Genomic DNA, 5,705 nt, shown 5'->3' on the forward strand with positions numbered 1-5,705 from the left:
CCTCATCACGGCATTTCCCGATGAGAGCGTCCGCGCCCGCGCCTTGGAGGCCGGTGCGACCGCCTTCCCTGCCAAGCCGTTTACGATGCGGACCCCTGATTGAGTGTCTCGACGCTGCGCTTGCGGGCCGGGATGGTGGCGACTAACGCAGTGCTGGCGATCAGGAGCGGTGCGCGCAGGGCGTGGCAATTGCGGCGCCTTGGCTTTTATCCCACGACCGCAATCACCAGCATGACGAGCACCAGCACCGCCATGCAGATGACCGCACTGGTGGAGGGCCATTCCGCGATCCAACTTGCGCTGTGCAACAAGTCGTCCGCTGTCTGGGCTACACCGGCTGCGGCGCCAACCCGTTCGAGAAGGAAGCAAGTGACCCGTTCCGGTCATTCTCAAGATGGAGTATCCTTCAGCAGTCGATCTCTGGCTTTGACGAATAGGAGGCCAAGATGACATTTGATATCGAGCAATTCGTCGGCGATTGCCACAATTCTCTGGCGGATGACGTACCTCAAAAGGCGATAAGGCCCGTCGCCAAGGCGATGACAACGCGCCTAGTCTTAGTCACTGCTCTTTCATTGGCTTTTCTTTCGCAACCCACAACGCCCGCCAACGGCGCCGATGCGCCGCCCGCATGGGCGTATCCGATGACTCCGCCGGGGTTCAAGCTTCCGCCGGATGACGGTAAGCTCCATCACGTGCCGAACAGTTCGGCCGCTTTCACCACCGGTCAGTTGCAGGACCGATTCTTCACCAAGGATTGGCGTCCTGATGATCATCCCCCAATGCCCGACATTGTCGCGTATGGCAGGAAAGCCGATGTACTCGCGTGTGGCCATTGTCACCGGGCCGACGGAGCCGGCGGTCCGGAAAATTCAAGCTTGACCGGGCTGCCGGCGGCCTACCTGCGTCAACAGGTGGTCGACTTTAGAGATGGAGCACGAAAGAGCTCGGTCCCCCAGAGGATCCCGGTGGCGCTAATGGTTTCGCTTTCCCATGCCGTCACTGATGATGAGGTGGCGCAAGCGGCAGCGTATTTTTCCTCGTTGAAACCGAAAAGGCACATCAAGGTCATTGAGACTGACACCGTCCCAAAAACCTATGTAGCGTGGTTGATTTATGCAGTTTCAAAAGATGGGGGTTCGGAGTCAATTGGCGGACGTATTGTCGAGGTGCCCGATGATCTCGACCAATTCGAATCTTACGATAGCCGCACCGAATTTACCGCGTATGTGCCGGTCGGCAGCGTTGCGAAGGGGGAAGCGCTCGTCACGAGCGGCGGAGCCGACAAGACCGTTCAGTGCGGAATATGCCATGGCCCGGACCTCAAGGGGCTTGGTCCCATACCGGGCATTGCTGGCCGTTCGCCAAGCTATATCGTTCGCCAGCTCTATGATTTCAAACATGGGGAGCGCGCCGGGCCATGGAGTGCCCTCATGGCAAGGGTTGTCGCAAATCTAGGCGAGGAGGATTTCATATCGCTGGCGGCCTATCTCGCATCTCGGGAGCCGTGAGGCTGAATGAGCCGGGTGATGGCACAAGACTCGGCGTACTCGAGTTCTCGTGTCAGCCGCTCGCGCGGTGAGATTGCCGGAGCAGGAGGCGAGCGCTAGCGACTACATCTGTAAATGTCTCTTGTTGGCCCGACTGAGAAATCTTCACGGCTGGAATCGATGTCTGCTATCTGTGGTAGTGCAGACCAGATTTGCTCCGAATGAGACTTTTGGCCTCTGACCCAAAGCGGTCCCTTATTGATCTAGATCAAGGGGACAACAGGGCGAGCAAGGCAGTCCGGCAACAGCCAGGCAAATGAGAAAGCCCACGTGGAGCGGAGAATAGTCACGTGCAAGCACCTGAGTGCTGGCGCCCGCCTACGGCCTAGTCTGCGGCTTGCATCATTGAAATCACGGGAGGAGATCTCTCGATGAAATCACTGGCTCGGGCCACGGTTGCGCCCACGAGGTCGCGATACGGTGTGGCTGCTTACTTCTGGATGGCCATCGTGGTTACGGGGGCGATCTACCTGATCTTCTTCGCGTAATGAGAGTAAGGCTGCCTCAGTGACAACCGCGAACCAGTGCGCCGCGACACAAAAATGGCCCGAGCGTGTTCGAATGCCGCGCGAGCTGCGTCGAAGTCGCGTCATTTAGGTCGGCTTTAGTTGCGAAGAAATTGCATCCGCACAATTTGGCCTCATACCCAAATCTAACAAAAATGTAAGTTTGCGTTTTCCCATGTGTTGTCTGGAACTGGAAATGACCGATAGCGTCCCGATTGCGAACCACCCCGACCGAGCGCTGCCTCGGCTTGTTGCGAGGCTTAAGCCTACCTTGACCGGCTGTCCTTGGCACGATGTCGACGCCATGCTGAGGTCGGCGGGTCTTCGCCCGACCCGGCAGCGCATGGCGCTGGGCTGGCGGCTATTCGGCAAGGGCGCGCGGCACCTCAGCGCCGAAATGCTCTACGAGGAAGCGACGCTGGCCAAGGTCCCGGTCTCACTCGCCACGGTATACAACACGCTGAACCAGCTGACCGATGCAGGGCTGCTCCGCTAGGTCGCCGTCGATGGCACGAAGACATATTTCGACACCAACGCCACCGCGCATCATCACTTCTATCTTGAGCACAATCACGAGCTAATCGACATTCCCGATCCACATCTGGTGGTGCACAGGATACCCGACGTGCCGGAAGCTTATGAGATCTCGCGCATTGATATGGTTGTTCGGCTTCGCAAGAAGAGCCGAGCAGCTCCCTTCAAGCCACTTTGATTGTGTTCCGGGGCGCGTTGGAAGACGCAAACACCGACCGATCTGCGATGAAATCGCGTGATCAGTGGGCTCTCGTCAAAACGCCGACCAGAGATAGACGAGCAAGGTGTTGTTGTCGCGGGCGTTGGTTCCCATGCCGTCGAAATTGGTGCTCGCGCCGTTGAACTTGTTGTAAGCGATGTACTGCACACCGAGCCTGGTGTTGAACCATGGCCACAGCTTTGGAGCGTTGTTCTTGCCAAAGAACTGATAGGCTATCTCGGCGGTGAAGCCGTCACTATTCGGAAGGAACGTGCGGTTTCCGCCGTACAATATGGGATCGGCGCTGCCCCAGGTATTGAAGTAGCCGCCGGTCAGAATGACCTTCCCGTCGGTGCCATAGGTCAGCGCCGCCTGTGCACGGAAGGTGTTCAGCGTGTTGTTGAGATTGGCGGCAAGACCCGCTGCCACGCTTGCAGGCAGATACTGATTCTCGTGCAGATAGGTGGCGCGCAGGGTGACCCAGTAGTCGTCGCCCTGGTACTGGTACTGCGAGTCGAAGCCGATGTCATTGAACCGGTTGGTGCCGGCGCCCGGAACGAAATTGGCGATCGACAGCCCGGTCTCGGCGAACAGGCCGAAGGTCCCGATCTCAAGCGAGTGCCTGCCCCACTGCTTCTCCCACGCCGCCCTGAAATAGGGCGCGACGCCGTTGATCGGCAGCGTATTCACCGGATTGACACCGAGCGAATTGAGCGCGCCAGGGTTCAGCGTCTGGTAGCTCGCAAGCTCGAGATAAAGCTGGTCGTTGATGAAGGTGTAGGCGCCGAGCCCCAGCACCTGCGCGGCAAAGCCCTGGTCGATCAGCGTTTTCGCGCCGGGGGTGTTGGCAAGATTCGACTGGACGAAGGGGTATCCCCAAGCCGGCGTCGAATTCCAGGGATCCTGCACCGTCGGATTGTTGTTCATGGTGAGGCCATACACCACCGGCATGCCGGCGATCGTCGTCGTGTTGGCGTAACGGACGTCGAGATTGTCCCAGGTGAACAGATGCGGGACCGGCGGCCCGAAGGGCTGCGCGTTATAGGTAAACTGCGCGTAGCCGCCAATATGGTCGGTGATCGCGCCGCCATAAAAGATGCTCGCGGTCTGCACCGGTTCGATATTGTCGTTCGCCTTCAAAAACGGCGCGGATCCAGCCGTATCCATGTTCATGGCGGTATGCGTGAAGGTGGTAATCGCCTGAACCGACACTGGAAGCGTCGCATCCGGCTGCCGCTGAATGTTACTCTCATATGGCGTCTTGCCGATCACCCGTTTGTCCTCGGGCACCGAATAGCCGAGCGTGTAGCCAAGGATCTTGAAGCGTCGCCCGAACGGCGTCAGTTGCGGAAACTCGGTGTGGCACATCCCGCAGCCAAGCCCAGTCTGCCGGGCGTAGCTTGGAAGCGCGAAGGCCTTTTCCGGAATGACCGACGCAATGACGGATAGGATGAGAACGAAGGCCGCGACCAGCAGACGCGCTAGACCGAAGCCGCGAGAACTCGCCTCTCGTGGCATCAAGACACTCCCCCCGCATTGGCTCCTTATGCGGGCGTGCCTCAAAGCCGCGCGCAGTCGCTGAGTTCACGTCGACCGAAGCTCGCGGAAACGCTTCGTCGTGCTCAGAAACGTCTAGACCCATGAAGGCCAATGCGGGCGGCGATTCGTCGAGATATCGCAACCTTGGGTATTTATGTGTGTCAGACTGGTGATGACGGTAATCAGTGACGCGACGATTTAAGATGATCAATTTACCACTTCGACAGCGCAAGCTTCCGGATCGTGTAGCTCGCGTCGCCATCAGCGGTCCGGCTCTCCAAGCCAGCGCAACGCTGAGAAATTTCCCCCGTTGTCAACGACTTGGTTGATAATGTTCGGATTTGCAACCGTATGCAGCGCAAGTTCTGCGCGTGCGCCAGCGGCAAGTTGCCAATCGTTTGCGTGAGCGGTTGTTGTTCAACGAAGTGGGAGCAAACCTTGCGGCAAGAGCTGGGAAATATCTTGTCAAAGCCGCGAACATCAGAACACTTCGGAAACAATCTTTAGACCGTTTCTTAAGTGCCGCCGCACAGAAATGTAAGAGCGTCAATGTCCCCTCGAACGACATCAGCGTTCGCACCAGCACATCCATCGCGCGCAGCTTGGCCGCACCGCCGAGATCAGACACGTCGATGATGAAGCAGGCCGCCGCCACATTAGCCCACGATCCGGCGCAACAATTTTACCGTCCGTGCAAGGTGGGACGAAGCGCACGTTCACCGCACCACTGTATGGCCCCTGAGCTTCAAACAAATTCGCTCCGTCGAACAATCGTCGGTAACTCCTCGGGGGCTTTTTTTGCGCGGGGAGTCTGGCCTACTGGAGCGGACTGTCGCACAAATGCCGTGAGAACATCCATTAAAGGCCAGTAGTCACCTTCGGCTTTTGCTGTCCGCAACAAGCGACCCACGCCAACAGCGCCCCCCGTTCTAGCATGAACCGCTTTGTTCCCAAGCTGATCTACTGCCTTGATGAAATTGTCCGATGTGCGGCCCTCGCGGCTAAGGACGTAGTTTTGCCAGGTGAAATAAAGCGCCGCCGCGCCAGCCACTCCGACAATGATCTGCAGTAAAGCGGTTCTTGCATCGCTGATAGCTTTGGCAATCTCATCTGGCTTACAGCCTGGACAGTCGCGCCAGCCCACCCATTCCCCCACCCATTCCGCAAGTACAAAAACAAGAAATGCGAACACGACGAGCCCCGCGCCACCAACAGCTGCTATCAGGTATTCGCGTCTTCCGAGACTGGGAAAATTCGGCATTGCTCCCTTCCTCATCCATCTGATCCATGGAACGTCGGGGACGGTTTTGGAGCTACCAATACCCAAAACATACAACTTTTGCGCGCGTGATGAAAGGGACCGGATGTCCGGATGTG

3 protein-coding genes and 2 pseudogenes are annotated in these 5,705 nt (G+C 58.0%); 2 read left to right on the forward strand and 3 right to left on the reverse strand.

Features of this window, described 5'->3' with window-relative positions:
• Positions 1-446: 446 nt before the first annotated feature.
• Together JOZ76_RS26295 and irrA are read left to right on the forward strand one after the other, a co-directional pair.
• A complete protein-coding gene (locus JOZ76_RS26295; protein ID WP_291703584.1) occupies positions 447-1,511 on the forward strand; it encodes a c-type cytochrome in 1,065 nt (354 codons plus the stop codon).
• Between the two features lie 741 nt (positions 1,512-2,252).
• Positions 2,253-2,768: pseudogene (gene irrA / locus JOZ76_RS26300) on the forward strand (iron response transcriptional regulator IrrA).
• Positions 2,769-2,843: 75 nt separating this feature from the next.
• Here the strand turns inward: irrA and JOZ76_RS26305 are convergent.
• The 3 genes and pseudogenes from JOZ76_RS26305 to JOZ76_RS26315 form a co-directional block, all read right to left on the reverse strand.
• On the reverse strand, positions 2,844-4,307 hold the full coding sequence (locus tag JOZ76_RS26305; RefSeq protein WP_291703586.1) for a cytochrome C: 1,464 nt from the start codon (positions 4,305-4,307) through the stop codon (positions 2,844-2,846).
• Between the two features lie 574 nt (positions 4,308-4,881).
• Positions 4,882-5,014, reverse strand: a pseudogene (locus JOZ76_RS26310) (adenine phosphoribosyltransferase); the annotation flags it as partial.
• A gap of 59 nt (positions 5,015-5,073) precedes the next feature.
• On the reverse strand, positions 5,074-5,705 hold a 632-nt coding region (locus JOZ76_RS26315; RefSeq protein WP_291703588.1), incomplete at its 5' end, for a hypothetical protein.

Origin of the sequence: Bradyrhizobium sp. (assembly GCF_019244115.1) — a bacterium.
Taxonomy (GTDB): domain Bacteria; phylum Pseudomonadota; class Alphaproteobacteria; order Rhizobiales; family Xanthobacteraceae; genus Bradyrhizobium.